Source organism: Streptomyces sp. B21-105 (genome assembly GCF_036898465.1).
Taxonomy (GTDB): Bacteria; Actinomycetota; Actinomycetes; order Streptomycetales; family Streptomycetaceae; genus Streptomyces.
In genome coordinates, this window is sequence record NZ_JARUMJ010000001.1 from 1764846 (window position 1) to 1791065 (window position 26220).

Annotated in this window: 31 protein-coding genes and 2 pseudogenes; 30 read left to right on the top strand and 3 right to left on the bottom strand. The window is 69.2% G+C overall.

Annotation, left to right across the window (positions count from 1 at the left end):
* Window positions 1–376: 376 nt before the first annotated feature.
* The 9 genes from QA802_RS07815 (at window position 377) to QA802_RS07855 (ending at window position 7014) form a co-directional block, all read left to right on the top strand.
* On the top strand, window positions 377–562 hold the full coding sequence (locus QA802_RS07815; RefSeq protein ID WP_334519217.1) for a hypothetical protein: 186 nt from the start codon (window positions 377–379) through the stop codon (window positions 560–562).
* Between the two features lie 66 nt (window positions 563–628).
* Window positions 629–847, top strand: coding sequence for a hypothetical protein (locus QA802_RS07820; RefSeq protein ID WP_334519220.1), 219 nt, complete (start codon window positions 629–631; stop codon window positions 845–847).
* Window positions 847–1227 carry a RapZ C-terminal domain-containing protein gene (locus QA802_RS07825; RefSeq protein ID WP_334519223.1) on the top strand — a complete coding sequence of 127 codons (381 nt, stop codon included), beginning with the start codon at window positions 847–849 and terminating at the stop codon, window positions 1225–1227. Before QA802_RS07820 ends, QA802_RS07825 begins: the two co-directional genes overlap by 1 nt.
* An 83-nt stretch (window positions 1228–1310) precedes the next feature.
* The gene (locus tag QA802_RS07830; RefSeq protein ID WP_334519226.1) at window positions 1311–1451 is read left to right on the top strand and encodes a hypothetical protein; all 141 of its coding nucleotides are present in this window, start codon (window positions 1311–1313) and stop codon (window positions 1449–1451) included.
* A 16-nt stretch (window positions 1452–1467) separates the two neighbouring features.
* On the top strand, window positions 1468–2445 hold the full coding sequence (locus QA802_RS07835) for a hypothetical protein (protein ID WP_334519229.1): 978 nt from the start codon (window positions 1468–1470) through the stop codon (window positions 2443–2445).
* Between the two features lie 124 nt (window positions 2446–2569).
* Entirely contained in the window at window positions 2570–4024 is a 1455-nt protein-coding gene (locus QA802_RS07840) for a hypothetical protein (protein WP_319171902.1), read from the top strand.
* Window positions 4025–4038: 14 nt separating this feature from the next.
* Window positions 4039–6123, top strand: coding sequence for a hypothetical protein (locus tag QA802_RS07845; protein WP_334519232.1), 2085 nt, complete (start codon window positions 4039–4041; stop codon window positions 6121–6123).
* Window positions 6124–6133: 10 nt separating this feature from the next.
* Complete coding sequence (locus tag QA802_RS07850; RefSeq protein WP_319171899.1) at window positions 6134–6574, top strand: hypothetical protein; 441 nt, start codon at window positions 6134–6136, stop codon at window positions 6572–6574.
* Window positions 6575–6702: 128 nt separating this feature from the next.
* Entirely contained in the window at window positions 6703–7014 is a 312-nt protein-coding gene (locus QA802_RS07855) for a hypothetical protein (RefSeq protein WP_319171898.1), read from the top strand.
* Between the two features lie 365 nt (window positions 7015–7379).
* On the opposite strand, the gene QA802_RS07860 is transcribed toward QA802_RS07855, so the two are convergent.
* The 3 genes from QA802_RS07860 to QA802_RS07870 are packed head-to-tail and all read right to left on the bottom strand — an operon-like array spanning window position 7380 to window position 8112.
* Window positions 7380–7661, bottom strand: a complete 282-nt coding sequence (locus QA802_RS07860) for a hypothetical protein (protein ID WP_334519236.1) — start codon at window positions 7659–7661, stop codon at window positions 7380–7382.
* Window positions 7658–7891: a hypothetical protein gene (locus QA802_RS07865; protein WP_334519238.1), complete on the bottom strand. Its 234-nt coding sequence runs from the start codon at window positions 7889–7891 to the stop codon at window positions 7658–7660. The genes QA802_RS07860 and QA802_RS07865 overlap by 4 nt, the downstream gene beginning before the upstream one ends.
* Window positions 7888–8112: a helix-turn-helix transcriptional regulator gene (locus tag QA802_RS07870; protein ID WP_334519240.1), complete on the bottom strand. Its 225-nt coding sequence runs from the start codon at window positions 8110–8112 to the stop codon at window positions 7888–7890. Before QA802_RS07870 ends, QA802_RS07865 begins: the two co-directional genes overlap by 4 nt.
* Before the next feature lie 136 nt (window positions 8113–8248).
* Between QA802_RS07870 and QA802_RS07875 the strand changes: the two genes are divergently transcribed.
* The 21 genes and pseudogenes from QA802_RS07875 to QA802_RS07970 all read left to right on the top strand — a co-directional run bounded on the left by QA802_RS07875 (window position 8249) and on the right by QA802_RS07970 (window position 26220).
* Window positions 8249–8590, top strand: coding sequence for a hypothetical protein (locus QA802_RS07875; protein WP_334519243.1), 342 nt, complete (start codon window positions 8249–8251; stop codon window positions 8588–8590).
* A gap of 100 nt (window positions 8591–8690) precedes the next feature.
* Window positions 8691–9347, top strand: a complete 657-nt coding sequence (locus tag QA802_RS07880) for an HNH endonuclease signature motif containing protein (RefSeq protein ID WP_334519246.1) — start codon at window positions 8691–8693, stop codon at window positions 9345–9347.
* Window positions 9348–9497: 150 nt separating this feature from the next.
* The gene (locus QA802_RS07885) at window positions 9498–9878 is read left to right on the top strand and encodes a hypothetical protein (protein ID WP_334519249.1); all 381 of its coding nucleotides are present in this window, start codon (window positions 9498–9500) and stop codon (window positions 9876–9878) included.
* Between the two features lie 70 nt (window positions 9879–9948).
* Window positions 9949–10140, top strand: a complete 192-nt coding sequence (locus tag QA802_RS07890; RefSeq protein WP_334519252.1) for a hypothetical protein — start codon at window positions 9949–9951, stop codon at window positions 10138–10140.
* A gap of 99 nt (window positions 10141–10239) precedes the next feature.
* Window positions 10240–11133 carry a hypothetical protein gene (locus QA802_RS07895; protein ID WP_334519255.1) on the top strand — a complete coding sequence of 298 codons (894 nt, stop codon included), beginning with the start codon at window positions 10240–10242 and terminating at the stop codon, window positions 11131–11133.
* A 245-nt stretch (window positions 11134–11378) separates the two neighbouring features.
* Window positions 11379–11786 carry a hypothetical protein gene (locus QA802_RS07900; protein WP_334519258.1) on the top strand — a complete coding sequence of 136 codons (408 nt, stop codon included), beginning with the start codon at window positions 11379–11381 and terminating at the stop codon, window positions 11784–11786.
* Window positions 11787–11865: 79 nt separating this feature from the next.
* Window positions 11866–12543, top strand: a complete 678-nt coding sequence (locus QA802_RS07905; RefSeq protein WP_319171887.1) for a glycosyltransferase family 2 protein — start codon at window positions 11866–11868, stop codon at window positions 12541–12543.
* A 17-nt stretch (window positions 12544–12560) separates the two neighbouring features.
* Entirely contained in the window at window positions 12561–13376 is an 816-nt protein-coding gene (locus tag QA802_RS07910; protein WP_334519261.1) for an NAD-dependent epimerase/dehydratase family protein, read from the top strand.
* The gene (locus QA802_RS07915) at window positions 13373–14047 is read left to right on the top strand and encodes a glycosyltransferase domain-containing protein (protein ID WP_334519264.1); all 675 of its coding nucleotides are present in this window, start codon (window positions 13373–13375) and stop codon (window positions 14045–14047) included. The genes QA802_RS07910 and QA802_RS07915 overlap by 4 nt, the downstream gene beginning before the upstream one ends.
* Window positions 14044–14316: a hypothetical protein gene (locus tag QA802_RS07920; protein ID WP_334519266.1), complete on the top strand. Its 273-nt coding sequence runs from the start codon at window positions 14044–14046 to the stop codon at window positions 14314–14316. The genes QA802_RS07915 and QA802_RS07920 overlap by 4 nt, the downstream gene beginning before the upstream one ends.
* Entirely contained in the window at window positions 14316–14759 is a 444-nt protein-coding gene (locus tag QA802_RS07925; RefSeq protein WP_334519269.1) for a methyltransferase domain-containing protein, read from the top strand. The genes QA802_RS07920 and QA802_RS07925 overlap by 1 nt, the downstream gene beginning before the upstream one ends.
* Window positions 14756–15346, top strand: coding sequence for a 3'-5' exoribonuclease domain-containing protein (locus QA802_RS07930; protein ID WP_334519273.1), 591 nt, complete (start codon window positions 14756–14758; stop codon window positions 15344–15346). The genes QA802_RS07925 and QA802_RS07930 overlap by 4 nt, the downstream gene beginning before the upstream one ends.
* Window positions 15343–15951: a glycosyltransferase family 2 protein gene (locus tag QA802_RS07935; RefSeq protein ID WP_334519276.1), complete on the top strand. Its 609-nt coding sequence runs from the start codon at window positions 15343–15345 to the stop codon at window positions 15949–15951. Before QA802_RS07930 ends, QA802_RS07935 begins: the two co-directional genes overlap by 4 nt.
* Window positions 15952–16231: 280 nt before the next feature.
* A pseudogene (locus tag QA802_RS41490) lies at window positions 16232–16501 on the top strand (Hint domain-containing protein); the annotation flags it as partial.
* Between the two features lie 143 nt (window positions 16502–16644).
* A complete protein-coding gene (locus QA802_RS07940; protein ID WP_334519279.1) occupies window positions 16645–17178 on the top strand; it encodes an HNH endonuclease signature motif containing protein in 534 nt (177 codons plus the stop codon).
* A gap of 70 nt (window positions 17179–17248) precedes the next feature.
* Window positions 17249–18166: pseudogene (locus tag QA802_RS07945) on the top strand (phage terminase large subunit family protein); the annotation flags it as partial.
* A 5-nt stretch (window positions 18167–18171) separates the two neighbouring features.
* Complete coding sequence (locus QA802_RS07950) at window positions 18172–18849, top strand: glycosyltransferase family 2 protein (protein WP_319171878.1); 678 nt, start codon at window positions 18172–18174, stop codon at window positions 18847–18849.
* 129 nt (window positions 18850–18978) lie between these two features.
* A complete protein-coding gene (locus QA802_RS07955) occupies window positions 18979–19431 on the top strand; it encodes a DUF1360 domain-containing protein (protein ID WP_319171876.1) in 453 nt (150 codons plus the stop codon).
* Window positions 19432–19622: 191 nt separating this feature from the next.
* The gene (locus tag QA802_RS07960) at window positions 19623–21404 is read left to right on the top strand and encodes a hypothetical protein (protein WP_334519289.1); all 1782 of its coding nucleotides are present in this window, start codon (window positions 19623–19625) and stop codon (window positions 21402–21404) included.
* Between the two features lie 22 nt (window positions 21405–21426).
* Complete coding sequence (locus QA802_RS07965) at window positions 21427–24267, top strand: hypothetical protein (protein WP_334519292.1); 2841 nt, start codon at window positions 21427–21429, stop codon at window positions 24265–24267.
* Between the two features lie 192 nt (window positions 24268–24459).
* Window positions 24460–26220, top strand: a complete 1761-nt coding sequence (locus tag QA802_RS07970; protein WP_319171871.1) for a major capsid protein — start codon at window positions 24460–24462, stop codon at window positions 26218–26220.

A 26220-nucleotide genomic window follows, 5' to 3' on the forward strand; every position in this document is an offset into this window, starting at 1 on the left:
TCCTTCCCGATGTTCTGGACAATGTCCAGAACCTCTGTCACTGTGGAACGGCACCAACAGAACAGCCCGGACACGAGGTGCGAACTCGTGTCCGGGCAGACCATCCCCCTGCCGTGAACAGGAGAGACAGCCGTGCAAGAGCGTAACGGCCAACCCCAAGACCAGCCCACCCCCACACACGAGCGCGCCGGGCAAGACCTCCCGCAACGCCTCCCCGTTCCCGCACCGCGCCCCCACGTTGATGCGCCCCTGCCGCGCCGAACCCCGGGCGGCTCCCTGTGACCCGCCCCCGCCCCGGCCTCTACCGGGTCCTCGTCGCGCTCGCCATCCTCGCCACCTGCATCGCCCTCGCATTCGAACTCCGCGGAGGCCACTGATGGGCATCCGATCCTTCGCCCGCAGCCTCCGCCCCGGCAACGACCAACAACTCGCCGACAACCTCAGCCAACAACGCCGCCGCACCCACCGCCAAAGCGCCACCCGCGCCGACCGCGCCGGCCAGAACTGGGACGCCAAGGACCGCGACGCCGAGCGCAACCGCAGCGGACGCTACTCCCGCTAACCCACAGACCGGCCGCCCCCGCGACATTCCCCCCGCAGGGGCGGCCCCTCCCACCGAAGGACTCCCATGTCTTCCGCCCGTCACTTCCTCGCCCGCGGCTCCCTCTCCGACACCGAACTGAAGAACGACATCCAAGCCGACATCACCTCCACCCGAAACGCCCAACGCGACCTGGCACAAGCCGGACAGCACGGCGTCGCCGCCCGCATGAGCGAGGCCGTCGACGAGCACCTCGACGAACTCAACGACGCCAACCGCGGCACCTGGAAGCCCAGGCACGCCTGATGGCTGCCATCGAAATCGTGTCCTTCGGCTACCTGCACGCCGACGCCCCAGAGGCGGACGTGGTGCTGGACCTGCGACGGGCGTTCCGGGACCCGCACGTCGACCCGGCGATGCGGCAGCTCACCGGCCGCGACCCGCTCGTGCAACGCACCGTCCTGCGCACCCCCGGTGTACGTCGGCTGCTGAAGGCCACCGTCCGGCAGGTCGCCGCTTACGCCCAGGGCCCGTCGATGGACCGGATCGTCATCGGCTCCGGCTGCGCAGGCGGACGCCACAGGTCAGTTGTCGTCGCCGACCAACTCGCCCGCCGTCTCCGCCGTCGAGGCCACACCGTCACCGTCACCCACCGCGACCTGCACCAACCCGTCGTCCACCGCTGACCGGCTGCCCGCGTCGCCCGGCCCACCGCCGGGCGGCAAGGAGAACCGGAGCAGCACCCACCCCGCCCCGAGAGGAGACCCGCATGCAACGCCCCTTCCACAGCCCACTCGCCAGATGGGGCTTCACCGTCCTCGCCGTCCTCGCCCTCACCACCGGGCAGACCGTGCCGTTTCTCGTCACTGCCGCCATCGCCACCTACGCCTGGCGCACCCGCCGCCGCTGACCACGGAGCCGTCACCGTGAAGAAGCTGACCGGAGGACAGATCGCTGTTCTCATCACCGCCACCCTCCCGATGATCGCCGTCGGTGTCGGCGGTGCCATCGGGACCTACGCCAACGCCGCCTCCGTCCTCCACCGTAAAGAAACCGCACTCGGCGTCGTCGCCGCCGGCGAAGGGGCCACCCTCGTCGCCGCGCTCGTCATGATCGGCGTCACCATGCTCGGCCAGGCCGCGCCGCTCGCCATCCGCGCCGCGCTCTGGCTGCTCCCCGCCGCCGCATCCGTCATGGGCCTCGCTATCGCTCCCACCCCCACCGAGATGGTGGTGTTCGCCCTCACCCCCCTCGCGATGACCGCCGCCGCGGAAGGCATCAGCTTCCTCGCCCGACGGATCGTCGTGCACCGCACCGGCGTCGACGTCGAGGCGCAGCGCCGCAACGCCTACCTGCTACGGCGGATCGCCTACCACCGGGCCCGCGCGGAGCGCCACCCGTGGCGGTGGGTGCGGAAGGTGTCGGCGATCATGGCGTGGCGGCTCATGGGGCAGCTCGGCGATAGCGACGCCACCCTCGGTAGCGCCCTGACCGACGTGCAGAACACCCGGATCGTCGACGGCGCCAATACGGCGCTCGCCGCCATGCTCAGCAGCGCTACGGAGCTGTCGGCCGCCACGCCACGTCCGGCCGTGGCGCCCGGAGCCGCCACCTCGAAGCACGCCCGCGCCACCGCCACGCCCTCGCCCACCACGGCCCCCGCATGCGATGCCACGCCTGTGCTCGACGCCACGTCCGACGCGGCAGTCCCGTGCTACGCGCCTGGCACCCCGCAGTACGTCGTGCGGGAGTTGTGGCTGAGGAAGAACCACCGGCCCACGGAGGGCGCGGTCGTCGAGGCTCTCGGAGACGCCGGGCTGCCGAACTCCCGCGCGCAGGCCGGGAAGATCCGCCGCCAGGTCGAAGCCGAGAACCCCCGCCTGCCCGGCCCCCGAGCCGCCTGACCCTGACCGCGACTCCAGTCGTACTCGAACTTGCTTCACCCGCCCCTCTGAACAGCGCAAACCCCCTACCCGCACCCGATGCGACTGCAGTCAGAGTCACAGTCACAGTGAGGAGAGCCCGCCCGTGGCCCGCACCGAAACCCCCACCGAGCAGGCCCCCACCACGCCCGCACTCGACCCCGAACCGGCCACACAAGAACAAGCCCGGCCCTCCCCGGTCCTGGCCTGGCCGGCGGAATGGCCTATCCCCGAACTCCCGGCGGAGACGGAGAAGCGGCGCCGTACCCGCGGCCTGCCCATGGCCCCGCTCCTCGCCGCCACCGGGAACGGGACGACGCTCGCGGCGACGGCCGCGTATTCGGCTGGCGGTCCGGTGGCGGCTGCCGCCACCGGTGTCGTCGCAGCGGCGGGTGCTACGGCGGCGGTGTTGCGTCGTCGGGCGGCGGTGCGTCGTAGCGTGGCGTCCCGTGCGGGGAGCGCCACGTCGGGCGGCCGCCGGGGTGGCGGTAGCGGGTGGCGTAGCGGTGCGGGTAGCGGGTCTGCGGGCGGCGCTACGAGGGCCGGTAGCGGCCTGCGGCGTAGCGGCAGTGGCGGCCGTAGCGGGGCTGGTAGCGGCCTGCGTAACGGCACGGCACGTAGCGGTAGCGGTCTCTCCGCGGGCGGCTCGCGTGGCGGAACCGGTAGCGGCAAGCACAGCCCCCGTAGTGGGCTCCTGCGCAAGAACCGCGACCGCCACAGCCTCGACAACGCCAAGCCCTCGGCGCGCCGGCGGAAGGAGGATGCGGCCGCTACGGAGAAGGCGGCGAAGAAGGCGCTGAAGCGCGCCGCGAAAGACCTCGCCGCAAAGAGCAGCAGCAGCGGCAGCGGCAAGGGCCACGCCCTCAAAGCCGCCGCCGGCCGTGCCACCCGCGCCGCATGGAAGACAGTCAGCCCCACAGCGGCCCGTGCCGCGAAGGCTGCCGGCCGTCACCTCAAGCGGGCCGGCCGCCCGCTGTGGGACGGCGTCCGCGCCGGACTCGTCGGACTCGCCGCCGCGCTGTGGCAACGGAACTGGCGAGTGTTCCGGCCTGCCGTGCGCGCCATGTGGCGGCGCATCAAAAGCAAGCGGGCCGCAGCACAAGCCGCAGCCGATCCGACCCCGACCAGCCCGGCCGTCGCCGACACCGTGCGACGCCCCGCCGACACCAGCCCGACCAACACCTTCGGAGGAACCCGCATGTCCGGTGGAGGACACCACTTCGTCGCCCCCGCAATGGAACTCGCCCGCGCCGCCGCCCACTACCAGCCCCAAGGAATGCTGCAAGTCGGCGCGGACTTCGCAGGCCTGGAAGAGGCGCTGCGTCTCCACGCCGAGGCCATGAAGATCACCGTGGAGAACGCGGACGCCACCCAGCCCCTCGCCCCGCAGATCATCGAACTGATGCGGCAAATCCACGGCCTGCAACTGAAGGCAGCCGAACTCGCCGCCGAGTTGCAGCCCGCGTTCCGCCAGCTCCACGACGTCGACATCTCCCGCCTGGAAAACCCCCGCAAGGGCGTCGCAGGCGAGCGCATGTGGGACGTCTCCACCAACCTCTGATCAGGAGCACGCTCGTGAAACTCGACTGGGACGCCAAACACGGCCCCGTCACCGGCCCCATCAACACCGGTATGGCCGCCCTTGCCGTCGGCTACGCCGGGCACGTCACCGGCATGCCGTGGGAATGGGCCGCCCTCACCGCGGCGGCTGGCGCTGCGGGGAGCCACATCGCCGGGCGCCGGCACCAGGTCACCCGGTCCACGCTCGCGTTGCGGGCGGCCGGGTGGCTGGGTGCGGGCGGCTGGTGTTCGTGGGCCATCGCCTGCGGGCCGTGGACGCAGACGGGTATCGGGTCGCTGTTGGTCGGCGTCCTCGGGCTGGGGGCGGCGATGGCGGGGGCGCACCACGTCGAGCGGAAAGCGGAGGAGCAGCGCGTCGAGCAGGAAGCCGCCGCCCGTCGCGCCTCCTTGGACGGGAAACGGCGGAAGATCGCCGACGAGTGGGAGGACCGCATCCTCCGCGTCTGCGGAAGCACCGTCGTGCAGATCGTCGGCGTCGAAGTGTGGGAGTCCGGCGGCGGGTTCAGCCTCGACGGGGAGTGCGGGCCGGGCGGCACCCGCTGGAAGGACGTCGCCGTCTACAAGGACGCCCTCGCCGCGGACGCGAAACTCCCCGAAGGCTGTGGGGTTGAGGTTGGACCGGGCAGCCACCGCGGTGCCGTCCTCGTTCACGTGTCGACCGAAAACCATCTCATCGAGGAGGTCCACTACCCGGTCGACTACTCGCCGCTCACCGTCAACGAGCGCGCCCCGATCGGGGTGCGCCGTGACGGTGCGGTCGAGGGCCCGGTGAACCGTCAGGCGTCGATGCTCCTCGTCGGACAGCGCGGGTCGGGCAAGACGAACCTGATGAACGTGATGATCGCCAACCAGTGCCGGATGGTCGACTCTCTCACCTGGGTCATCGACCTCAACGGCGGCGGCCTCGCCCTGAAATGGATGCGCGCCTGGCACACCGCGGGACGTCCCGGCCGTCCGCCGATCGACTGGGTTGCCGACACCCCGGAGAAGGCACAGACAATGGCGCAGGCGTTGGTGCGGGTCGCGAAGGCCCGCAAGATCGGATATCAGGACCGGGAGATCGCCGCGAACGACGACAAGCTGCCCGTCGACTCTGAAGTCCCCGAGATCCGCGTGTTCAACGACGAAGGCGCGGAGATCTTCTCCACCCGCTCCCGCCGCAACGAGATCCTGCGGTCCATCGCCGACGACCTGGTACAGACCCTGGAGATCGCCCGCGCAGCGGCCGTCAACGAGACGACGTCGGGGCTGCGCGCCACCCAGGACGTGATCTCCGACCCGCAGATCCTCAAACAGTCCACCTTCAAAGCCGGGATGAAGGTCGCCGACGATTCGGAGCTGAACTACTTCTTCGGCTACAACCACAACGCGTCCGCCGAGGACGCCCCCTATCCGGGGTGCGCACTGGTCCGGGACGGCGACGGCCAGGTCCACGCGCTGAAAGTGTTTCGGCTACAGCCCGCGCAGATCCTCGACATCGTCAAGGCGACCGCCAACCGGCGCCCCGAGATCGATGACCTGTCCCGGCGTGCGGCGGGGGAGGCGTATGAGCAGCGGTGGGAGGGCACGGACCACCTGTTCGGCACCGGGCCCGCCCCCGCGCCGATCGTGCAGACGCCGCCCGAGACAGCGGCGCCACGTCGCGGCAGCGGGGTGACAGACGGCTGGGGTGCTGCTCCTGCGGGCGGGGATGCGCAGGCTGTCATCGATCAGGCGGAGGCTGCACGCCGTCGGCTGCATGAGGCGATGGGTGAGACGGGCCGCCACGACGGCGACCTCGACGCCCAGTTCATGGACATCCTCGCCGGGGGCGGCGTCACCTGGCAGCCACCAGCCAACGGGACCAGCGCCGAGACCGAGGCGTCCGACGGGGACCCGCGGCGGGATCTGGTGTACGAGATCGTCGCCAAGTCCGGTCCCGCCGGCATCGGACCGGAGGCAATCCGTGACGCGATCGCCCGTCTGCATCCGGGGGTGGAGGTGCCGCACGCGGCGACGATCGGCCGCTGGCTCGGCGCCGACCCTCGTGTCCACAAGCCGAAGTTCGGCCGCTACGCCGTCCGCGCCGACGAGAGCTGAGGAGATCGTCATGCTGCCCGAGCCCTACCAGCGCTACGCCCAGCCCGGCCCGATGTCCCGGCCGGCGGTCGTCGAGTTGTACGGCGACGCGGATCCGGTCGTGCACGTCCCGGATCCTTACGATCCGAACCGGTCGGTGGCCGTGCGCCGCTCCAGCCTGCAGCCGGTTGCCGTACCGCAGCCGCGGGACCTGTCGCCGCAGCCGCTGTTCGACCCGCTCGCGCAGCGCCTCGTGGCGGGTGGGGTCGGGTCGGGTGTCGCGTTGTGGGGTGGCGGCCAGTTTTTGGCCGGGGCCGGGCAGCTGGTGTCCAGCCTGTCGGGTGTGGGTGCGCTGCTGTTCTTCCTCGCGCTGGCCGGCGGGCGCGTACTGCTGGCCCGGCCGGCGGGCGGGAAGCATGTTGAGGTGCACAACCACGTGCGTGGATTCGGCCGGTCGACGACGAACCTGTGAGTTGTCCTGCCAGACTGAGTGTGCCCCGGCCATCACCCCCCCCAGATGGTCGGGGTTCCGTTTTTCCTACGCGGTGTCGGCGGGTGGCGCTACGATCCGGCCACCATCTGCACGTCCTTGGGGGGACCATGCGCCGTACCACTGCCATCGCCTGCCTGCTGCTCGCCGCCACCGTGGCCGGCTGCTCGAGCGGCACCGACAAGCCCACCCCGACACCCACACCCACGGCGGCCGCGACCTCTTCCGCTCCCGTCGAGACGCCGGCTGCTGATCTGATTGCCGCGTGTACGGATGCGATTGCCGCAGGGAAGGACACGGGTGACGGTGCGCCGGAGTGCACTGGCTTGCCGGTGGACGACTACATGAAGGCGTTGGAGGCGGCGAACAAGCGGGGCAGGGATGCGTTGGAGTCGGCGATCGCGTCGGCCGGGGCGCAGTAGCCACGGCGTGAAGCGGCCCCGCACCGGAGCGTTCCGGGCGGGGCCGTCGTGTCCTCTCCCTTTGTTCTGGCACGGGGAGGGCACGTCCTCCGGATGGGAGGCCGACACCCGAGGGCGCCACCGGACACGGTACGCAGAACGGGAGGCGTGCCGCCCACGGTTCGCGGGGTTCGGGCGGGGCCTCCGTCATGCGGTGGACTACTGGCCGGAGCTGTCCGGCCAGGGTTCGTTGTCGTCTGGTGGGCAGGTGCACAGGTCAGACCATTCGGCTGCTCCGCATTCGCAGCGTGGGCAGTCGCAGGAGCCGATGCCGTCACCGTATCCGTGGTGCAGGTCGGGCAGGCTACACACGTCGCATCGCTCGCTCATGTGGGCTCCTCGCCCGGACGCACCGGGCCCGCGCTCGGCGGGTGGGCGGCCAGCCACTCGTCGACGTACTGGTCGGCCCTGCCTTCCTTGTCGGCCTCGCTCATCGGCCAGCCGTGCAGGGCGCACAGGGCCTTCCAAAGGCCGATGGTCTCGCCGGTCCACTGGAGGCGCATCCAGAACGCTGCGTCGCCCCTTTCGTCCTGCATGGCGTGACGCTGCTCATCCAGTCGGATGATCTCGCGGCAGATGGCGTCCACGGCAGCTGGATCGGCGCTCATCCGGTCGTCTCCTCGCTGCCCGCCGGGCGCGGCTGGAACGCGGCGAGCAGGTTGGCGGCGACGGCGGTGAGCCCTGGCTGAGCCGCCTTCACCATGGCCGCCGCACCCTCGAACAGCTGCCGCTCCAGCGGCGACAGGGGGCGCGGTTCGGTGTACGGCGGTGTTTCGTCGTCGTGGCGGGCGAGCTGGTGCAGGGCGCGGTCCGGGCTGGGGTACGGGCGGTGGGTCATGCGGTGTCCTTCCGTGGCAGGTCGGTGCGCGCACCCTGGCCGGGTCGCTCGAAGCTGAGGATCGTGGCCGGCTTCCAGACGGGTGAGCGGCCGAAGACGTTGTCGGGCTCGGGGAGCTCGCCGCGCTTCCTGGAACGGTAGGTGCGGATGGTCTGCGCGGTGACGCCCCAGTGTTCGGCGATGTCGGCGACGGTCCAGTAGTCGGCGTTCGGGTCGGCCATGGGTTCCCCTGTCGATGTGGCGTAGACAAAGTCTATCGCCGACCCCCCAAGGGACTTCGCTCCATTCATATTGACAAGGTTAGTCGCGCGGCCCTAACCTTGTCTATGTCAGCAAGACGAAGTCGAGGGGGACCCGATGAACGCCGCCACCCGCAACGCCCGCCAGATCATCCGCCAGCGCACCCGCACCCAGCGCGCCGCCGCCAAGATCCGCCGCCAGGGCGTCGCCACCCTCGCCACCCACTGCATCGCCGCCGGCCTCGGCGTGAAGGAAGCCCGCACGGTCGCCGGATCCCTCCGCAAGAGCGCCCCCAAGGCAGGCGTCACCGGCCAGGCCGGCATCAGCTACGCCAAGAACGCCAAGGCCCGTACCTGCACCCGCTACACCCCGGCCGAGGTCGCCGCGATCGCCGTCATCTACCGCCCCCGCAAGCCCGCCTACAAGACCTGCGCCGCCCGCCTCGCCCTCGCCGCCTGAAGGACCCCACGTGAAGCAAGAGCCCAACGCCATCTGCAAGAACTGCCGAGAGAAAGTCGCCCGGTCTCGCGGCCTGTGCAACAACTGCTACCGCGCTTTCGTGAAGAAGGCCAAGGCCGACGGCACCTTCGTGCCATTGATCCGCCACTCCCGTCAGGCACCATTCGAGAAGGTCATGAGCCGAATCGATCAACAGCCCGGCGGCTGCTGGCTGTACACCGGGGCGCTGATGGCAGACGGCTACGCCCGAGTCAAGGACGCCAGTACCGACCACGCCCTGCTCGTCCATCGGGTCACCTATGAGGCGCTGGTGGGTCGGGTGCCCGTCGGCTTGGTCCTGGACCACCTGTGCCGCGTCCGGCACTGCGTCAACCCCCAGCACCTGGAGCCGGTCACAGATGCCGAGAACATTCGCCGGGGCGTGCACGCCCGACTCGGAGACCGGACCCATTGCACCGAGGGTCACGAGTACACACCGGAGAACACGATCTTTCAGAAGCGCAGGACGAAGTCGGGTGTGACGCTGACTCCGGTCTGCCGGACATGCAAGAACGCCTACTACAGGGCCAAGCATGCGCAGCGGGAGAAGAAGCCTGAGGCACCTCGGACCCACTGTCCCAACGGGCACGAGTACACGCCGGAGAACACGAAGTGGTACCAGCCCAAGGGGGCCCCTCGGATGCGGCGCCACTGCAAAACGTGTCTGAGGGAGACGAATCGGCGCAACAAAGCCGCCAAGCGAAAGGGCCGCCAGTGACTGGCCCCATCGACCCCGCCCTGTACGCCGGCCTCCACACCTACAAGGGCACCCGCCACCTCCTCGCCTCCAGCTACCAGGAGGCGGCCTGAGACCAACTTCACGGCGCAGCAGACGACCCACACCAACACCACCCGCAAGGAGCCGACCATGACCACCATCACCCGCACCAAGTGCTGGAACTGCGCCCAGCTCGCCACCAACGTCATGACCCGAAAAGGCTCCGAGTCTCTCCTGGCCTGCGACAACTGCACGCGCATCGACCGCGCAGAGGCGGAGCGCCGGGGCTGGACCATCACCCCCATCAACGGCGCGCGGCCCGTGAATCGCAAGCCCATCAACACGCCCGGCGGATTCCGCCTCACCTGGCGGTCGTTCGGCTACCACCTCGACCCCGTCCAGCATCAGCGCACCATCGGCAAGCACGTGTACGTTTTCCGCTCCCTCCCGGACCGGATCGACGTGTGGCGCTCCGAGATGCTCGACGGGGACGGCGGCTACCGGTGGACGCTTGTCCACAGCTTCCGCTGACCCGCAGCCTGCCCAGCTGTCGCCCGCGTTCAAATGCTGGCTGACGCCCTCGCCGCCTAAGGAGCCCGTCATGTCGACGCCCACCCCCGAAGAGGCCCCCGCCATCCTCAACCACTGGAACGGCCGCCGTCACGGCTGGGCCAGCTTCCAGACCGGCAGCCGCCGCACCGCGGAACGCCTCGCCCAGAAGCCCGCCGAATCCGACCCGTGCTCGTACTGCTACTCGACCGACGGCCACCACCCCCAATGCCCGTATTTCTGAACCTACCTGGACGCCCCCGCCGCAACCCCGCCTGACCGCCCGACACGACCATCCCGCCCGCCGTAACCTGAAACCGCCGCCACCGCAAGGAGAACCCGCATGGGACGCGAAATCCGCCGAGTGCCCCTCGACTTCGAATGGCCCCTCAACGAGGTCTGGAAAGGCTTCCTCTCGCCCGACACTCTCGACGGGGAGAAGTGCCCCGACTGCAAGTCTGGCTACTCGCCGCAAGCTCAGAACCTGTACGACCTCTGGTTCGGGAAGATTCCCTTCGACCCGTCCAGCACCGGCTCCACGCCATGGCGGCACGACAGCCCACCCGTCCGCGCCTTCGCCGAGCGCAACCTCAGCAACGCCCCCGACTACTACGGCACCGGCGAGGCCGCATTGCTGCGCGAGGCGCAGCGGTTGGCGGACCTGTTCAACGAGGGATGGTCCCGCCATCTCGCACAGGACGACGTCGACGCGCTGATCGCGGCTGATCGACTGTACGACTTCACCCACACGTGGACGCGCGAGAACGGCTGGCAGCCGAAAGAACCTTCCGTCACGCCGACCGCCGAGCAGGTCAACGAGTGGTCCATCAGCGGCCTCGGTCATGACGCGATCAACGCCAGCGTCGTGGTCCGCGCCCGCTGCGAGCGCGAGGGCGTCGAGTCGATCTGCCAGACCTGCGACGGCCACGCCACCATCGAGGCTTACCCCGGGCAGCGCGCCGACGCCGAAGCGTGGGAGCCGACCGACCCGCCCGAGGGCGACGGCTGGCAGCTGTGGGAGACCGTGTCCGAGGGCTCGCCGGTCAGTCCCGTGTTCGCCACCGCCGACGGCCTCGCGGCATGGATGTCTGACCCGGAGCGCGGTGACCGGTGGGTGCCGCAAGAGGTCGCGGCGAAGTTCATCGCCGATGGTTGGGCACCGGCCTTCGTGTCCAGCGCGCGTACCCACGGTCTCGTGTCCGGCGTCGAGTACGTCGGCACCCGCGACGACGCCTGACCTGCCGCACGCCGAAGGGCCCGCCCCCACCACCACGGGGCCGGGCCCACACCCACACCGGAAGATCACCACCCCACCCACAGGCCACAATCACCCCCATGACCGCCTACCCGGCACGATGCCCCGCCCACAACCTGAACGGACGCCTCTGCTCCCAACCAGCCGGACAAGGCACCAACCACCCCGGATACGGAACCTGCATCTGGCACCGAGGCGCACAACGACACGTCGAGGAGGCATGGGCCATGGCACACGAAATCGCCACCGAACGGAACATCACCCCACACGAAGCACTACTCGGGCTGGTACGCACCGCGACTGCCCGCGCCGCCTACGTCGACAGCATCATCAGCGAACGGCTACGCCGGCACATCGCCGACGGTGGCGATCCCCTTACCCCGCCCGATGATCTCGGCCCATGGCTGCGGCAGTCCCGGGAGGAACGCAAGGTCGCGGCGACGACGGCGAAGCAGGCTGTGGATGCGGGCGTCATGCAGGCCCTTGAGCGTCGCCTGGACTTGGAGGGCGAGCTGGTGGCGACTGTCCTCGGCGGGGTCCTCGACGCCCTCAATCTGGATCACGAGCAGCGTGTGACCGCTTTGGGTACCGCGCAGCAGCTGCTCCTCGAAGCGAGCAGCCCGGCTGCGGCCTGACGGGCCCGGAATGATCATCCGGTGTGCGGTCTTACCGTGCGCCGCATGAGCACACCCACTTCGCACCCGCCGTTCTCCGGTGAGTGAGCCGTACCGCGCCGCGGTCATCCCGGCACGGGACCGCCATGACCTCCTCACGGACTGCCTGCACTCCGTCGTGGACCAGGTCGACCGGGTCATCGTCATCGACAACGGCTCCCACCCGCCCATCGACCCCGAACCGTGGCACGGCAAGATCGGCGTGGTGCGGGTACCGATGGACCCGCCCAACATTTCGACACTGTGGAACGTCGGCATCGCCCTCGCCGACTCGCAGGCCCACTGCGCCGGCACCGACCAGTGGGACATCGCCGTCCTCAACTCCGACGTGGTCGTACCGCCCGGCTGGATCGACACCCTGTCGACGGCAATGCGCTCCACCACTGCAGTCCTCGCCTATCCCGACCAGCACGGCGGCCGGCAGCAGATTCTCCACACCCGGGCCGAGCCCATCGACCTCCGCCAACGCATCACCGGCTACGCCTACATGCTCCGCGGCGAAGCAGGGCTCCGGCTCGATGAGGATCTCGCATGGTGGTTCGGTGACGACAGCCTCGATTGGACCGCCCGCGAGGAAGGGGGAGCCCTCCTCGTGCCCGGGATCCCCGTCGAGCACCGCTGCCCCAACGTGTCGACGACCGAACGCCCCGAACTCGCCGCCCAGGCAGGCCGCGACCGGGAAACGTTCCGCACGAAGTGGGGACGGACCCCATGGTGAGAGAGAGCAGGAGCAGCATGCGCATCGCAGTCACCGGAGGCTCCGGCTTCCTCGGCCAGGCCACCATCCGAGCTGCTCAGCAGGCCGGGCATGAGGCGTGGTCGTTCGACCGCGCCCACGGCAACGACATCCTCGGCGACCTCACCGCGCTGAAGGGCGCGGACACCGTCGTCCACCTCGCCGGGATGCTCGGCACGTCCGAGTTGTTCGACGCGCCGGAGTCCGCCGTTCACGCGAACGTGATCGGTGCCCTGCGGATCCTGCAGTGGTGCCGGGAGCATGACGCCGCGTATGTGGGCATCACGATGCCGCCCGTGTTCCCGTCGGTGTACACGGCGACGAAGGTGTGCGCCGACCGGCTGGCGACCGCCTGGCATGAGGCCTACGGGCTGCCTGTCTCCCACGTCCGCGCGTTCAACGCCTACGGCCCTGGCCAGAAATGGGGGCCAGGACATCCGCAAAAGATCCTGCCGACGTTTGCGCGCGCCGCGTGGGAAGGGCGGCCGCTCCCCGTGTGGGGCGACGGCGAGCAGACCATGGACCTTGTCCACACCGACGACGTGGCCCGCATGCTCATCGAAGCCACCGGCCATGGGGACGACGTGACGTTCGACGCCGGCACCGGGCAGGCCGTCACCGTGAACGAGCTCGCCGAGTTCGTGCTCGAGCAGACCGGGTCGAAGGCCGGCGTGGAGCATTTGCCGATGCGGGCGGGGGAACGCCCGACGCGGATCGTCGCGGAGGGGGAGGGCTGGGATCGCCTTTCGTGGAAGCCGGGACACGATTGGGGGCGTGTGGCGGCGACGGTGGAGTGGTATCGGTCTCCGGCATGAGCGATGTGGCGATTGTCAGCGCGGTGTACGACTCCTACGACGACCTGAAGCCTGTGCTTCCGCAGGTGGAGGCCGGGGTGGACTGGGTGTTTGTGACGGACGATCCGGTGCTGGGTGCGAAGTCGTCGCATCTGGGCTGGCGGGTGGTGTTCGAGCCGCGTGAGGGGGTGCATCCGAATCGTGCGGCGAAGCATCCGAAGTATGAGCCGTGGCGGTACACCGACGCGCCCGTCAGCGTGTGGGTGGATGCGTCGTTTCGGATCGTGTCCGATCGGTTCGCGGTCGAGGCGACGGCCGGGTTGACGGACGTGGAGCCGATCGCGCAGTTCGTGCATCCGTGGCGGGACTGCCTGTATGCGGAGGCGAAGGAGTCGGCGGGGCTGGCGAAGTACGCGGGCGAGCCTGTGCTGGAGCAGGCCGACCACTACAGCGAGATGGGGCACCCCGAGAACTGGGGGCTGTGGGCAACTGGCGTCATCGCGCGCCACCACACCGACGCCGTCCGCGAGCTGGGCGCGCGCTGGCTGCACGAGACCTACCAATGGTCGTTCCAGGACCAGATCTCGCAGCCGTACGCGCTGCGGGTGATGGGGCTGCGCCCGAGCGCGTTGCCTGGGAATCATCTGGCCACGCCGTGGCTGGCTTATGAAGGGAGCGCGAGGCACGGATGAATCAGATACCGAGCGTGGGCAGGATCGTCCACTACGTCAGCTACGGCACCCCGGGCGGCGAGTACACGTCGAAGTGCCGGGCCGCAATCGTCGCGGACGTCTACAGCCTCGACAACCCGCACCCCGACCCCGAGGTGCACGCGGAGGCCGAGGGCGCCGAGTGGGTGGCCCTCGTAGTCCTCAACCCAAGTGGCATGTTCTTCAACGACGCGTGCCACGACGAGCTGCGCAAGCAGGGCGGCACGTGGCACTGGCCGGAGCGTGTGTGATGACGAGCATCGAAATCGGCGGCGGCACCCTCGTCCAACCCGGCTGGATCAACCTCGACTCCCGCAACGGCGTGGGCGAGTGGGCGCGCATGGCGCAGGACACCCCCTGGCCGACCGGCGACAACAGCGTGGACGCCCTCCGCGCCTCGCATGTGATGGAGCACATCCCGGCTGGGCAGGAACGCATCGACGTCATGAACGAAGCCCACCGCGTACTCCGGCCGGGCGGCGTGTTCGAGGTGATCGTGCCCATCCTCAACAACCCGCTCACCTGGCATGCCATCGCCGACCCGACGCACGTGTCGTTCTGGGTGCTGGAGTCGTTCCACTACTTCGACGGCCACTTCGCGGCGAACGCCGACTACGGGATCCGGCTGTGGAACACGCTGGAACTGGAGGTCCGGGGCGGCTTCGAATGCCACTGGAAGGGGACGCCGCGATGACCGCGATCGACTACGACCTTGAGTTCCTGGAGGACGGGCGCACCATCGAGGTGATCTCGATTGGCATGGTGTGTGACGACGGCCGCGAGTACTACGCCGTCAACTCCGAGGCGCCCTGGGAGAAGATCCGCGAGAACGACTGGCTGATCCGCAACGTGCTGCCGTCACTGCCAATCACGGGGCGCACGTCGCTGGACGGCTACCTTGCGATCCCAGCGAACAGCTACCCCAAGAGCTCCATGAGCCTGGTCGGCGCGGACCTCACGGACGCCCGGGTGAAACCGCACTGGGTCATCGCCAACGAGGTCCGCGACTTCCTGCAGGCCACACCCGACGTGGAGCTGTGGGCGAACTATGGTGCCTACGACCACGTGGCCCTCGCCCAACTGTGGGGCCCCATGGTCAGACTCCCCGAGGGCGTTCCCATGTTCACTCACGACATCCAGCAGGAGCGCACCCGGCTCGGCATACACGAAGACGACCTGCCCAAGCAGGAGGGCGGCGAGCACAACGCGCTCGCCGACGCCCGCCACAACCAGACCGTCCGGCGCTGGCTGTCCACGCAGGCGTGGCGAGGGGCTTCGTGACGAGACCGGGCGTCACCGTCGTTACACCGTTCCACGCCCAGCGGCGCACCAACGGCATGCTCGAACGCGCCGCCGCGTCCGTCCGCGCCCAGACCATCCCCGTCGAGCACATCTGCGCCGAGGACATCCACCACCTCGGCGCAGCCATCACCCGAACCCACGGCCTCGCGCTGGTGGAGACGGAGTGGACAGCGTTCCTCGACTCCGACGACGAGATGGACCCCGACCACATCGAACAGCTCCTCGCCTGCGCGAAGGACACCCAGGCCGACTACGTGTACCCGTGGTTCCGCGTCGTCGGCGGCAGCGACCCGTTCCCCATGTTCTACGGGAAGCCCTTCGAACCGGCCGCCCCCAACTCGACGACGATCACGATTCTCGTGCGCACCGAACTCGCCCAACAGGTCGGCTTCCACCCCGACCCCAACGTGCAGGTCGGCGGCGAGGACTACCAGTTCACCCTCAGCTGCATCGCCGCCGGAGCACACATCGTCCACCTGCCCCGCCGCTCTTGGACGTGGCATCACCACGGCGGCGGAAACACCAGCGGCCGACCCGACCGAGGAGACGCCCGACCCGGAAGCCGCCGCCCCCGCCACCGGTGACAATCCGGTCATGACCACCGAGGACCGGGCCCAGGTAGCGCAACGCGCCGCCGCCCTCCTCGCTGCCCAGATGAAACCGCGCTGGCAGCCCCAGCCCCACCAAATCCCACCCGCCGGGAACTGGACGGGCTGGCTCCTGATGGCCGGCCGCGGTGCCGGCAAGTCGAAGGCGTGCGCGGAGTACGTCCGCCAGCACGTCGCCGGCCCTCCCTGCCTGCCCGGGGCCGTGCCGCACTGGATCGCGATTGTTGCCCCCACCTTGGGTGACGGCGTCACGTCCATGTACGAAGGCCCTGGGGGTATCCGCAACGCCGACCCCGGCGCGCGTCTCGTCCAGGCCCCCGGCGGAACCGTCATTCGCTGGCCCAACGGATCGCAGGCGAAACTGTTCGGATCGCACACCCCGGAGGACGTGGAACGGCTCCGTGCTGGTGGCAACTCCTGCGTCCGCGAAGGCACGCTCGTGCGCACAGAGGACGGCCCACGCCCCATCGAAGACATTCGGCCGGGAGACCGAGTCTGGACGCGCAACGGACTACGGCGCGTGCTGCGTGTCTGGGACAACGGCGTGAAGCCGGTACGGAGGTATGAGCACCAGGCCGGGCATGTCTGGCTCACTCCGGACCATGAGGTATGGACCACAAACGGGTGGAAACAAGTCTCGCTCGTCCAAACGAACGATACAGTTTTCACATGGGAAAGCACGGAGCGTCCGTCCAGTACGCAGGGGTCAACTGGCATCCAAGGAAGGACGGTTACTACCAGAACACGCACCGAGGATTGCTGCACCGGTACGTGTGGGCCGAAGCCCACGGAACCATCCCGAAGGGGATGCACGTGCACCACAAGAACCACACCAAGTCGGACAACCGGCTGGAGAACCTCGTGCTCCTCCGTGTCGGAGAGCACTGGGCCGAGCACGACCATGAGCGCGGCGGCTCGAACTGGCACAGCAAAGGCGGCGAGGGGTCGTGGCGCACCGCCGAGTACCGGGAGTACACCTGCCAGGAGTGCGGAGAGCCCTTCGAGTCACGGACCAGGGCCGTCGTGCCGAAGTGGTGCTCAGACCGATGCCGCAGCGTCGTCACCAGCGCTCGCGCACGAGAGGAACGGGTGTGCTGCGTGTGCGGCTCACGGTTCTCCTGCGTCAAGTACCAACCGACCCGCACCTGTTCGCGCCGGTGTACTGCGACCTACGCCTACACCCGACGTGGCCAGGGTGTATGACCTGACAGTTGAGCACGATCACGAGTTCTTCGCGGGCGACCTCCTCGTCGCGAACTGCCTCGCAGTCCTCGAAGAGTTCGCCACCTGGCGGTACATGGAGCAGACCTACGACCAGCTCCGCTTCGGTCTCCGCTCCGGTCCGCGCCCGCACTGGATTGCGGCGACCACACCGAAGCCGCGCCCGCTGCTGAAACGGATGCTGTCCGGCGAGATAGCCGGGGTCGTCCACACGCACGCCACGATGTACGACAACCCGCACCTCGAGCAGACCGTGAAGGATGCTCTGGAGGACACCTACGCGGGCACGGACATCGGCGCGCAGGAACTCCACGGCCGTCTGATCGACGAGGTCGCCGAAGCGCTGTGGACGCGCGCCACAATCGAGGCGACCCGGGTACGCGCCGACGAGGTCCCCGACCTCACCCGGATCTCGGTCGGCGTGGACCCGTCCGGTGGTGCCGGCGAGCAGGGCATCGTCGTCGTCGGGAAGTCCGGGCTCGTCCTCCCCGGCGACGGCGGCCGGCCGCAACACCACGGGTACGTCCTGGACGACCGGTCGTGCAAGCTGTCGCCGGATCAGTGGGGGCGGCGGGCGGTACAGGCGGCCATCGACTGGGAAGCCGATGAGATCGTGGCCGAGACGAACTACGGCGGGGCGATGTGTGTGGCCACGCTCCGCACAGCGGCCGAGGCGCTGGGGGTGGACATCCCGATTCGCACGGTGACCGCGACGCGAGGTAAGACGGTGCGGGCGCAACCGGTAGCCGCGCTGGCATCTCAGGGCCGCTGGCACATGGCCGGGGTGTTCCCCGAGCTGGAGGACCAGTTGGCGACCTGGTACTCGGAGTTGGGCTGGTCACCGGACCGGTTGGACGCGATGGTGTGGCCGGCCTGGCAGATGAAGTTGGTGGGTACGGCGGCGCGCGGGCAGGGCAGTCTGGGTGGGGATCTGGCCAGAAAGCAGATCGTCAGCGGGCGGCTACGGTGACGGGCATGCGCGGAGTCGTCATCAGCTACGTCCATCCCGGGTGGGTGCAGCACACGTTTATGCAGTCGCTGCTTCTCGCCATAAGTCACGATCGTCAATCCGAGTCGCCGATGGTAGTCGGGGTGATGCCGGTGAGGTATCGGCCCGTGGGGATCGCTCACGTCCGTAATCAGGCCGTGGACGAGTTCCTTGCAGGCGACGGTGAGTGGTTGTGGCTGGTGGACACGGATATGGGGTTTCGCGCGGACGCGCTGCACGCGCTGCTGGCTTCTGCGGATCCCGTAGCACGCCCGGTGGTTGGCGCACTGTGCTACGGCGTCATGGAGGAGGAGCCGGACGGCTTGGGCGGCATGGTGACGCGGGTGTTCCCGACGCTGTACGGGTGGGCTGAGGACGCGAAAGTGTTCACGGAGTGGGATGGGCCGGTTCCGTCCGGGCTGGTGCGTGTGGCGGGGACGGGTGCGGCGTGTCTGTTGGTGCACCGGTCGGTGCTGGAACGCGTCGGTGATGGGGCGTGGTTTGATCCGATCATGGACGGCACGGGTGGCTTGGTGGGGGAAGATCTGTCGTTTTGTTGGCGGCTGATGTGTGCCGGTGTTCCTGTGCACGTCGACGCTGCTGTTCCAACTAACCATCAGAAGCATTTGTGGATCAATGGGAGTCTTCATGGCACTGCCGGGTAGCGGCTACAACCCTCACCGCGTCGACTACTTCATCAGCAGCGATGTCGGGTTGGCGTACAACGGTGGGACCGCGTACACGGTGATCGTGAACAAGTCGTTTGCGGGCGATACGACACCGACGAGTGTGTGATGGATCTGTGGCTGCTGTTGCTCGTGATGTCGCTCGCCACGTATCGGGGTACGAAGCTGGTGGTGGAGGACACGTTCCCGCCGGTGTTGTGGCTGCGTGACCGGCTTGCCGGGGGGTGGCGGCCGCTCACCGAGAAGGAGCGGTCGAAGCTGACCGTCGAGAGCCCCAACCAGTGGATGTCAGTGGTCCGCGAACCTCGGGTGCCCAATCCGGCTGTCGCCGACTGGCATGTGCAGGAGATCGACGGCGAGGAGCAGCGGTGGGTGCAGCGGTGGAGGCGTTCGCCGTTCTGGCTGGCTGAGTTGATCTCCTGCCCTTGGTGTGCGTCCGGCTGGGTCGCGCTCGTGGTGACGGCGGGGACGTGGGCGGTGGTGGGTCTGCCGGTGCCGCTGTTGGTGTGGCTGGCGGTGTGGGGTGCGGGTGCGCTACTGGCGGCTCAAGACTGGGCGTGATGCCGGAACGCGGGTGCCACGTGAGGCCGTAGCATCGGTGGTGTAGGAGCCGGGCTCTTCCGGGTTCGGGTGATGGGTGGTTGCTGGGGGCCGTCTGCGGCGGGTGTCGCGGGCGGCCCTCACCCATGCCGGAATGATCTTCCCTGGGCTGCGCCTACCCTCCCGTCGCAGACCGCGAGCAGGGAGAAATGATGGCCTGGTGGCACGCATTCCGTCGACGCGGCGTGCTGCCCACGCCCACCCTCGCAACACCCCCCGCACTCACCGCCGCAGCAGCCCCCGTCACCAGCCCCCGCACCGAACTCATCCGCAACACCGACGGCTGGCAAGAAGAAGCCTGGGGCTACCACGAGACCCTCGGTGAATTCCGGTACGCCGTCGACTGGGAATCCAAACGGCTCTCCCGCGTCCGCCTGTACGCAGCCAAACTCGAACCCGGCGCCGACGAACCCGTACGCGCCGACGCCGGAACCGCCGTCGACCTCATGACCAGCATGGCCGGAGGGGTCGCCGGACAAGCCGCCATCATGAACGGCCTCGGCACTCAACTGTCCGTACCCGGCGAGGGCTACATCATCGTCGAGAACGTGAACGGTGTGGAGCAGTGGTCGGTGCGCTCCAACGACGAAGTCCGCGCCGCGCGCGGCGGGTACGAGGTCGCCGACGAGAACGCCGTCAACGGCGGCACCAACTGGCGGCCCCTCGCCGCGAACTCCCTGAACCCGCTGCGGGTGTGGCGGCCGAACAAACGCTGGCACCACATCGCCGACAGCCCCGCCCGCGCAGCACGGCAGACGATGCGCGAGCTGGAGTTGGTGAACCGGCACATCGTCGCCCAGTACCTGTCGCGGCTGGCATCAGCCGGGGTGGTGATGTTCCCCGACGAGGTCACCTTCCCCGTCCGCGAGGAGTTCGCTGACGCACCCGACCCGTTCATGGCCGAGTGGATCGAGATCGCATCCGAGGCGATCCGCACACCGGGCACGGCGGCGGGGATCGTGCCGCTCCCGCTGAAGCTGCCCGGCGAGTGGATCGACAAGGTGAAGCACCTCGACTTCACCCTGAAGATCGACGAGAAGATCATCGAGAAGCGGGACAGCGCCATCAAGCGACTCGCCTCCCAGCTCAACGTGCCAGCAGAAGTGCTTCTAGGCATGTCCGATTTGAATCATTGGAACGCCTGGATCAGCGACGAGAACTCCCTCAAAGTCGACGTCGCACCTGACGCCGAACTCATCTGCCAAGCCTTCACCACCGGATACCTCCAGCCCCGCCTCAAGGCGTCCGGCGTAGAGGACTGGGCAAGCTGGGTCGTCTGGTACGACATGAGCGAACTCACCCTCCGCCCCGACCGGTCCGGCGACGCGTTCCAGGCGTACGACCGGCTGGAGATCAACGGTGCCGCGCTCCGCCGGGAGACCGGATTCGACGAAGCCGACAAACCCAGCAACGAGGAACTCAAAGAGCAGGCCCTCAAGGTCATCATCAAGACGCTGCCCTCCGGTGCCGGGTCCGCCCTGTCCACCCTCATCGGCGACCAGGTCAGCATCACCCCGGTCGCTGCTGTCGCGCCTGGTCAAGCGCCGCCGCCTGACGCCACACCCGATCCGCCGGCGGAGGACCGCAGCCCACCAGACGCGGACGCCGCCCGGGAGGCCGCCGCCGCGGCACGGTCGGCGCGGCTGATCCAGCAGTCGCAGGCCATGCACGCCGTCCGGTTCACGACCGGAAGGCCGCCGGAGCTGATGCATCCGGCGCTGTGCTCCTCACACGCCTACTCGTGCCCGTTCACGCATGCGGCGGTGAAGCTCGGGCAGTTGCCGCGGCCGGGGACGTCGGGGACGTACGAGGCGCGCCTGTCGCCGTTCGGGCAGCTGGTGATCGGGCAGCGCTCGCCGTATCTGGACACGTCCACGTTCCTGACCACCCTCTCTCCTCGGAGCAGTAATGGATTCGCTCGTAGCCGCGGCTGACGGCTCGCATCTTTCGGGCGCGATGATCGCGCTGATGCCGACGGTCGCGGATGCGGAGCGGCTGGCGATCGAGGGCGGCGAGGCCGCCGACCAACTGCACCTGACGCTGTACTACCTCGGCGACGACGGAACCCAGTGGCACGAGGACGCCCGCGAGGAGCTCATCAGCAACCTGCGTGCGGGCGTGGACGATTTCGTCAGCGGTCCGATCAAGGCGCGCGCCTTCGGAGCCGCGCACTGGAACGCGAACACCGACAGTCCCTCGTGGGTCTGGAACGTCGGCGACGACCGCGACGAGCGCGTCATCACCGCCTCCCTGGAGCTCGCGCACACGCTGGCCATTGAGGCACTGGAGGGGATGCCCGACCACCCGGATCTGCCGGTGCAGCACGCGCCGTGGCAGCCCCATGTGTGTGCGGCGTACTCGGATCAGCTCGACCTCATCATCGCGTTGGAGGAGCGCCTTGGCCCGATCGTGTTCGACCGGATCCGGGTGGCGTTCGCCGGGGACCACACCGACATCCCCCTCGACGGGCCCGTCACGGCGGCGGCCGGCCCGCTACGCCGTCAGCCGACTGAGCTGGAGCTCGCAAGCCGGGTGGACTTCGCCGAGATGGACCGGGCGTGGCACGACGCCGTGAACACGACCGTCGAGGCGTGGGCCGGCGTGCAGACCGCGCAGCGCGCAGAGATCACCGCCGCCGTGCAAGCCGCCGCGGAAGCCGACGATTTGGACCGGCTCGACGCGTTCACCCCGGACACCGGGGACGCTGAGCGTTTGCTGATTGCCCGGATGATCGCCTACGCCCGGCAGGCGGGCGAGCAGCAGCAGGCCGAAGCCGAAGCGCAGGGCGTCACCGTTCCCGAGTGGTCGCTGGACGATGAGGCGATCACGGCGGCGGCGATCCGGGACCGGCTGCGGCAGATGGGTCGGGCGGCTGCGCGGGTGCTGAGTGTGGGGCTGGTGCAGTCGGCGAGGCGGCAGGCGATGCGCGTGTGGGGCTCCGGCAGCGCGACTCAGGTCGCTGCTGCGGTGGACGAGCATCTTGCGGGACTGTCGGGTGCGGCAGTTGAGGAGCAGGTGGGGGCGACCATGACCGCCGCGCAGAACGAAGGCCGCATGGCCGTGTTGGCGGTCGCGCCACCCGCCGAATATTTGGCCAGCGAGGCGCTCGACAAGTCGTCATGTAAGCCATGTCGACAGATCGACGGCACCCGCTACACGACGCTGCCCGATGCGCGTGAGGCATACCCGTCGGGCGGCTACACGGGCTGCCTCGGCGGGTCGCGGTGTCGGGGGACGCTCGTCACGGTGTGGCCCCAGGCCAGTGACCAAGCAGCCGCCGGAATGATCTTGGCGGCGAGTGCGGCCACAATCCCCCCGACCGAACACGAGCAGGGAGGCACCATGCCGTACAGCATCGTGCAGGACCACCCGGACTGCGGTGCCGATACGCCGTGGGCCGTCACCCAAACCGACACCAGCGAACTCATGGGCTGCCACACCACCGAAGCGGACGCACAGCAGCAACTCGCCGCACTCGCCGCCGAAGAAGACGCCGAGGACCAGCCCGACGACGGCGACGACAGCATGGACTACACCGGCAAGACCGCCCCCTGGCGCGGCCCCCTCGCCATCGAAGGCCAGGTCACCGGCGACGGCCGCGAGTTCGCCCCCGATGCCCTCACGTGGGCTGAACTGCCAGCGCCGCTGCGCTGGAACAAGGAAGACTCCCACGGCGGGGAAGCACGCACGATCGCCGTGAACGTGGGCCGTATCGACAAAGTATGGCGCGACGGCAGCCTCATCATGGGCGAGGGCGTTCTCGACCTGTCCGACGACGACGGCCGGCGGGTGTACTCGAAGATCGAGGGCAAGTTCCTGCGCGGCGTCAGTATCGACGCAGACTCCATCGGCGCCGACGTCGAGTACGTGTGGCCCGAGGACGTCAACGCGGGCACTGAAGAGGCCGGCGATGACGACCTGTTCGAGATGCTGCTCGCACAGCCTGAAAAGGTCATCTTCCACAGCGGCCGCATCCGCGCCGCGACCCTCGTCGACATTCCTGCGTTCGCCGAGGCGTACATCGCGCTCCTCGACGAGCAGGGCGCGGTCGTGGCCGGCGGGCAGCCCGTCACCGCTGAGGAGGTGAAGGCAGCACAGCAGACGGTGCGCCCGCTCACCCCGGTGACGGCCGCCGGGGTCGAGGTGGTCCGGCCGCCCGCCGCCTGGTTCGCCGACCCGCACCTGTCGCTGCCGACACCGATCACCGTCACGGACGACGGCCGGATCTACGGGCATGCCGCGCAGTGGGGGTCGTGCCACATCGGGCAGGACGACGTGTGCGTGCAGCCGCCGCACGAGGACGACCACCCGTACTACCGCACGGGTGAGGTGGCGTGCGCGGACGGGACGCGGGTGGCGGTCGGTCAGATTACCGTCGGCACGGGGCATGCGCCGCTGCACTACGGGGCGTCGCCGGCCGCCGAGCACTACGACAACACCGGGGCGGCGGTCGCGGACGTCGCGGTCGGTAACGATGCGCACGGCATCTGGGTGGCGGGGGCGATCCGGCCCGGGGCGGACCCGCTGCGCGTGTACGAGTTGCAGGCGGCGGGGCAGGTGTCGGGGGACTGGCGGCGGATCGGGGGGTCGCTGCGCCTGGTCGGTCTGCTGGGGGTGAACGTGCCTGGTTTCCCGGTGCCGAAGATGCGGGCGCGGGTGGCGTCGGGTGAGCCGCAGGCACTGCTGGCGGCGGGCCGGCCGACGGTGGCGTGGGGTCGGTCGCAGGTGGATGTGGAGCGGGATGCGGTGCGGATCGTGATGCGGATGCTGTCTCGTCGAGTGCATCCGGGGAGGTGAGAGTGAATGTGCAGTTGCAATAAGAGGCGTCGTCCAGTGCCTCCTCCGCCTCCTCCTCCGAGCGTCTGACCTTTAGTTTTACCCAACCGGCCAACGTAATTGCACATTGTCGGACTGTGTGCTATGCGCTAACCTCCGTGATCAAAGGGCGTTGATGAGCCCGCAACCAACCCTTCGATCACGGAGGATCACGTGGCAGCCGAAGAGCTCTTCAATGCCCCCGCCGACCTGACCCTGTCCAGCGACACCGACCTCGCCGAGCTGGAAACCCGCGCCGTCACCGAGTTCAACCGCGTCAACGAACTCGACAACGTTGAACCGGACACCCTCGCCTACGCCATGCGCCTCACCGACGACCTGGACCGCATCCGCGGCGAACTCCGCGTCCGCGAGGTCCGCGCCGAGCAGCAGGCCGCACTCCAGCAAAACCGCGTAGCCGAGCAGCTCTCCCAGCTCCAAGCCCGCGTCAACGGCACCACGCCCGCGCAGGCCACCGCCGAACATGCGCCGGCCGTCGACGTCGAAGCGATCGCCGCCGCCGCCGCACGCGGCGTGTCTGCGGGCATGGTCGCGTTCATGGCTGACCGCCGCGGCGGTACCGTCCGCCCGGAGGAGATCGCCCGCCGCGCCACCGCGTCGCTGTCCGAGACCGCGCAGCACGCCCCCACCCCCCAGGTCCCCACGCAGCGCCTCGCCGTCACCGCGTCCGTCGACATCCCCGGCATCGCCCGCGGCAGCGAACTGCCCTCCCTCTCCTCCCTCGCCGAGGTCACCTCGCGCAAGGCGAAGAGCATGCCCATCACCCAGGGCCAGCCGTCCGAGCAGCTCGTCGCGTCCGTGCGCAACGACTTCTCCCACAGCGTCGACAACCGCACCAGCCGCGGCGAGATGAAGGACCTGATCTCCTTCCTCACGGGCCCCGACAAGCAGGCCGCGCTCGTCGCAGGCGGCGGATGGTGCGCACCGTCCGAGACCCGCTACGACTTTTTCAACATCGCCTGCGAATCCGGCATGATCGACCTGCCCACGTTCGGCGTCACCCGCGGCGGCATCCAGTTCCCCGTCTCCCCCAGCCTCGCGGACGCCCTCGGCGGCGGCACCGCGTTCGCCGGGTTCGCCGCGACCCTGTCCAACACGTCGACGCCGTTCCTGTGGACCGAGGCCGACGACATCGCCGCCGCGACCGGATCCCCGACCAAGCCGTGCATCCGGGTCCCCTGCCCCGACTTCGACGACGAGCGCCTCGAGGCCTACGGCTACTGCCTCACCGCCGGGAACCTCACCGACGACGCCTATCCGGAGGCGACGCAGAACACGCTGCAGCTGCTGATGGCCGCGCACGCGCACGTCATCAACGCCCGCCTCATCGCGCTCATGCTCGCCCGCTCCACCGCAGCGACGTCCATCACCGGCGGCGCCGCTACGGACGCCGCAGCCCCCCGTATCTACAACGCGGTCGGCCTCGCGGCGACGGACTACCGGGCCCGCTACGGCATGTGCATCGACGACGTCCTTGAAGTCGTTTTCCCCTACTGGGTTCGCGACGTCATCCAGGCCGACCTTGCGTGGAAGGCCGGCGTCGAGCTGGGCGACATCCCGCTCAGCGAGGTGAACCGGTACTTCACGGCCCGCAACATCGCGGTGCAGTGGGTCAACGACTGGCAGGTCCGCGGCGCGAGCCAGTTCGGCAACGCTACGAAGATGACGGCGTGGCCGACCACGGTCGACTTCCTCATCTACGCGGCTGGCACGTTCATCCACGGCAACGGCATGAGCCTCGACCTCGGCGTGATCCGCGACTCGGTGCTGAACGAGACCAACGACCACACCGCCGCGTGGTCGGAGGAAGCGCACCTGATCGCGATGGTCGGCCACGAGTCCCGCCGGTACACGGTCGGCTTCAACGTCAACGGCTCCACCAGCGCGCTCCTGTCCGGCACCGTCCGCGTCTGA

Excerpts from the sequence above, each read along its gene's own strand:
- QA802_RS07860 (WP_334519236.1), bottom strand. The coding sequence starts at position 7,661 with ATGAGCGCCGATCCAGCTGCCGTGGACGCCATCTGCCGCGAGATCATC.
- QA802_RS07920 (WP_334519266.1), top strand. The coding sequence starts at position 14,044 with ATGAATCAGATACCGAGCGTGGGCAGGATCGTCCACTACGTCAGCTAC.
- QA802_RS07890 (WP_334519252.1), top strand. The coding sequence starts at position 9,949 with ATGTCGACGCCCACCCCCGAAGAGGCCCCCGCCATCCTCAACCACTGG.
- QA802_RS07830 (WP_334519226.1), top strand. The coding sequence starts at position 1,311 with ATGCAACGCCCCTTCCACAGCCCACTCGCCAGATGGGGCTTCACCGTC.
- QA802_RS07940 (WP_334519279.1), top strand. The coding sequence starts at position 16,645 with ATGGGAAAGCACGGAGCGTCCGTCCAGTACGCAGGGGTCAACTGGCAT.
- QA802_RS07910 (WP_334519261.1), top strand. The coding sequence starts at position 12,561 with ATGCGCATCGCAGTCACCGGAGGCTCCGGCTTCCTCGGCCAGGCCACC.
- QA802_RS07950 (WP_319171878.1), top strand. The coding sequence starts at position 18,172 with ATGCGCGGAGTCGTCATCAGCTACGTCCATCCCGGGTGGGTGCAGCAC.
- QA802_RS07855 (WP_319171898.1), top strand. The coding sequence starts at position 6,703 with ATGCGCCGTACCACTGCCATCGCCTGCCTGCTGCTCGCCGCCACCGTG.
- QA802_RS07930 (WP_334519273.1), top strand. The coding sequence starts at position 14,756 with ATGACCGCGATCGACTACGACCTTGAGTTCCTGGAGGACGGGCGCACC.
- QA802_RS07955 (WP_319171876.1), top strand. The coding sequence starts at position 18,979 with ATGGATCTGTGGCTGCTGTTGCTCGTGATGTCGCTCGCCACGTATCGG.
- QA802_RS07875 (WP_334519243.1), top strand. The coding sequence starts at position 8,249 with ATGAACGCCGCCACCCGCAACGCCCGCCAGATCATCCGCCAGCGCACC.
- QA802_RS07885 (WP_334519249.1), top strand. The coding sequence starts at position 9,498 with ATGACCACCATCACCCGCACCAAGTGCTGGAACTGCGCCCAGCTCGCC.
- QA802_RS07925 (WP_334519269.1), top strand. The coding sequence starts at position 14,316 with ATGACGAGCATCGAAATCGGCGGCGGCACCCTCGTCCAACCCGGCTGG.
- QA802_RS07865 (WP_334519238.1), bottom strand. The coding sequence starts at position 7,891 with ATGACCCACCGCCCGTACCCCAGCCCGGACCGCGCCCTGCACCAGCTC.
- QA802_RS07895 (WP_334519255.1), top strand. The coding sequence starts at position 10,240 with ATGGGACGCGAAATCCGCCGAGTGCCCCTCGACTTCGAATGGCCCCTC.
- QA802_RS07960 (WP_334519289.1), top strand. The coding sequence starts at position 19,623 with ATGGCCTGGTGGCACGCATTCCGTCGACGCGGCGTGCTGCCCACGCCC.
- QA802_RS07850 (WP_319171899.1), top strand. The coding sequence starts at position 6,134 with ATGCTGCCCGAGCCCTACCAGCGCTACGCCCAGCCCGGCCCGATGTCC.
- QA802_RS07815 (WP_334519217.1), top strand. The coding sequence starts at position 377 with ATGGGCATCCGATCCTTCGCCCGCAGCCTCCGCCCCGGCAACGACCAA.
- QA802_RS07870 (WP_334519240.1), bottom strand. The coding sequence starts at position 8,112 with ATGGCCGACCCGAACGCCGACTACTGGACCGTCGCCGACATCGCCGAA.
- QA802_RS07825 (WP_334519223.1), top strand. The coding sequence starts at position 847 with ATGGCTGCCATCGAAATCGTGTCCTTCGGCTACCTGCACGCCGACGCC.
- QA802_RS07965 (WP_334519292.1), top strand. The coding sequence starts at position 21,427 with ATGATCGCGCTGATGCCGACGGTCGCGGATGCGGAGCGGCTGGCGATC.
- QA802_RS07820 (WP_334519220.1), top strand. The coding sequence starts at position 629 with ATGTCTTCCGCCCGTCACTTCCTCGCCCGCGGCTCCCTCTCCGACACC.
- QA802_RS07900 (WP_334519258.1), top strand. The coding sequence starts at position 11,379 with ATGGCACACGAAATCGCCACCGAACGGAACATCACCCCACACGAAGCA.
- QA802_RS07915 (WP_334519264.1), top strand. The coding sequence starts at position 13,373 with ATGAGCGATGTGGCGATTGTCAGCGCGGTGTACGACTCCTACGACGAC.